Source organism: Candidatus Thermoplasmatota archaeon, from assembly GCA_034660695.1.
Classification (GTDB): domain Archaea; phylum Thermoplasmatota; class E2; order UBA202; family DSCA01; genus JAYEJS01.
The window spans coordinates 1-2,524 of the sequence record JAYEJS010000025.1 but is presented as its reverse complement, the minus strand read 5'-3'; the positions used below and the strand labels follow the sequence as shown (position 1 = coordinate 2,524).

The window sequence follows — 2,524 nt, the reverse complement described above, 5'->3', positions numbered from 1 at the left end:
AGGGACAGATTGTTGAATCTTATATTTTTTCGTTTTTTCCCGTATTGCATATCAAATCGCACTTTGATCCCGACGATCAGAAAGCTGACTTTAAATTGGTTGAAAATTGAGAGAGGTTGCTGAGATACTGCTTCAAAAATCTATGATGTTACCCATTCTGAGGAACATCTTGTGGGAATGAAGCCATTGCTGGCAAATAAACTGCTGGTGTATGACGCCCAGTCTTTGATGTACGACCTCATAAAGATAGAACGAAATCCAAAGTGCCCGAGCTGCGGAGAGTTGAATGATAGGTTATAGAATACAGTTCGGTAAAACATCTCCTCTTCGCGCCTCGAATTTTTTGATCTGTTTAGACCGGGAATGCTGAACAATCCCAATACTTTTAAATTTATTTTGCATATTCACATGATGGACTTCAGAGAATTTGTAAAATTTTTGCGTGAAAAGGAAATGATGGTTGAGATAAAAAAGAAAGTTTCTACCAAGTACGAGATAGCCACACTTATGAAAAAACTGGACGGAAAGCCATTGATATTCAGCAATGTCGAGGGCTATGATATGCCAGTCGTTGCAAACATATGCTCGACCAGAGAACTTGTCGCTCTTGCCCTCCAGATTAGGCAGGATAAAATAATAAAAACTATTGCCGATGCCATTTCAAATCCCGAGGAGCCTGGGGTGGAAGATACGAATTATATTCAACTAAAAAGTTTGAAGGACCTGCCAATACTCACCTACTATAAAATTGACGGAGGGCCGTATATTGCCTCCGGCATTATTGTAGCAAATGACCCGGAATACGGGCTGAACACTTCGTATCACAGAATGATGGTAATAGATGACGATAAAGTAGTGATTCGCATTCTGCAAAGAAATTTTAACGCATATCTCGAAAGAGGGCTGAAGGAGTTTGCAATTTGCATAGGGAATCCAATGACGGTTCTTATTTCATCTGCCATATCAGCCGGAATAGAAGTGAGTGAGTTATCAATAGCCAATGCGATGGAAACCACCTCTCTTACAAAATTGGACGGCCATCCCGTTCCGAAAGCGGAAGTGGTCATGATCGCAGAGATGACAGGGGAAATACATGATGAGGGCCCATTTCTGGATTTAACTGAAACGCCAGACATCGTGAGAAAACAGAGGGTGGCAAAAATCAAAAAAGTTTATGCCCGGCCAGATACATATTTTCATGCTTTACTGCCCGGAGGGCTGGAACATAAAATGTTAATGGGTATGCCCCGCGAGCCAACCATTTACAATGAAGTGGCAAAGGTATGCGATGTAAAGGATGTGTATATAACTCCCGGAGGTTGTTCATGGCTGCACGGGGCGGTAAGCATAAGGAAGAAAAATGCTGATGATGGAAAGAAGGCGATCGAGGCTGCATTCAAAGGGCATAAATCTATGAAACATGTTTTTGTTGTGGACGACGACATAGATATTCATGACCCGAACCAGATAGAATGGGCAATGGCAACCCGTTTTCAGGGAGACAGGGACATGGCGGTAAAAAAGGAGAAGGGTTCATCTCTTGACCCTTCATCAGATTTGGAAACGAGGGAAACCACAAAGATAGGATTCGATTTGACCATACCGGCGGGCAGGGATGCAAAAGATTTCAAGAAACCTTCGTTGCCGATGGATATAGACCCAGATGACTACATTTAGGCACTTTTATGTGAAATCTCACGGCATAACAGACCCTGAGCAAATAAATCTAAAAGACCTGCCGGGCTCATCTGGAAGGCTTGATGTGGTGGCAAGGTGCATCAATTCGGCATTCTGGCTTTCAAATGCCATAAGAAAAAATGTTGTTTTCCATACCATACTTCATGGAGAGCCTGCCCCTCCCATATACATAAGGCTTGAAGGGGCAAGGCTGAGAAAAGTTTCGCCTGATGAAAGAAACATCTCAATATTTTTAAAAAAAGCATTGGAAAGAAGGGGAGATGAAGAAACAACGCCGGGCATTTTTGCCAGCCGTAAATCATTTGAAGAGGTGGTAGAGGAAAACAAGGACAAGGAATTTTATTTGCTTGATAAGGATGGCATAAAAATTAAGGACGTGAAATTTGAAGGCAACCCTTTCTTTTTCCTGGGCGACAATCATGATTTGACGGAAGAAGAAAAACAATTTTTGATTGGAAAAGGGGCAAAATCCATCTCTCTCGGAAAAGTATCATATCTTAGCAGCCATTGCATTGCTATATTAAATTGGTGGCTGGATAGGATACAGGAATAAAAATTCATGAAGAGGCTGCAAAGTTTGGCACTGGGACTTGAAACAGCCAACAAATATTAAGGGCATTTAGAATACACTTTAGATAAAACCTTTTTTCTTTACGATATTTCCTCAAAATTGGTAACATCATAGATTTTTTAGGGACAGAATGCTTTGAAAAACCCCCACCGTATTCATCATTTTTTCGTAGCGGCCTATAATACATCGGTTTACCGATAACTTTATATATATAAATATATATTAAGTTATTGAGATGATGCAAATGAGAAAGAT

4 protein-coding genes are annotated in these 2,524 nt (G+C 40.8%); 3 read left to right on the top strand and 1 reads right to left on the bottom strand.

The window, feature by feature from the left end; genetic code table 11:
• Window positions 1–177: 177 nt before the first annotated feature.
• The 3 genes from U9O96_01405 (at window position 178) to trmY (ending at window position 2,251) form a co-directional block, all read left to right on the top strand.
• Entirely contained in the window at window positions 178–300 is a 123-nt protein-coding gene (locus U9O96_01405) for a hypothetical protein (GenBank protein ID MEA2053764.1), read from the top strand.
• A gap of 108 nt (window positions 301–408) precedes the next feature.
• The gene (locus U9O96_01400) at window positions 409–1,677 is read left to right on the top strand and encodes a UbiD family decarboxylase (protein MEA2053763.1); all 1,269 of its coding nucleotides are present in this window, start codon (window positions 409–411) and stop codon (window positions 1,675–1,677) included.
• Window positions 1,664–2,251, top strand: coding sequence for a tRNA (pseudouridine(54)-N(1))-methyltransferase TrmY (gene trmY, locus U9O96_01395; GenBank protein ID MEA2053762.1), 588 nt, complete (start codon window positions 1,664–1,666; stop codon window positions 2,249–2,251). The genes U9O96_01400 and trmY overlap by 14 nt, the downstream gene beginning before the upstream one ends.
• A gap of 4 nt (window positions 2,252–2,255) precedes the next feature.
• Here the strand turns inward: trmY and U9O96_01390 are convergent.
• A partial coding sequence (locus U9O96_01390) for a hypothetical protein (protein MEA2053761.1) occupies window positions 2,256–2,524 on the bottom strand: 269 nt, incomplete at its 5' end.

Excerpts from the sequence above, each read along its gene's own strand:
- U9O96_01405 (MEA2053764.1), top strand. The coding sequence starts at position 178 with ATGAAGCCATTGCTGGCAAATAAACTGCTGGTGTATGACGCCCAGTCT.
- U9O96_01400 (MEA2053763.1), top strand. The coding sequence starts at position 409 with ATGATGGACTTCAGAGAATTTGTAAAATTTTTGCGTGAAAAGGAAATG.
- trmY (MEA2053762.1), top strand. The coding sequence starts at position 1,664 with ATGACTACATTTAGGCACTTTTATGTGAAATCTCACGGCATAACAGAC.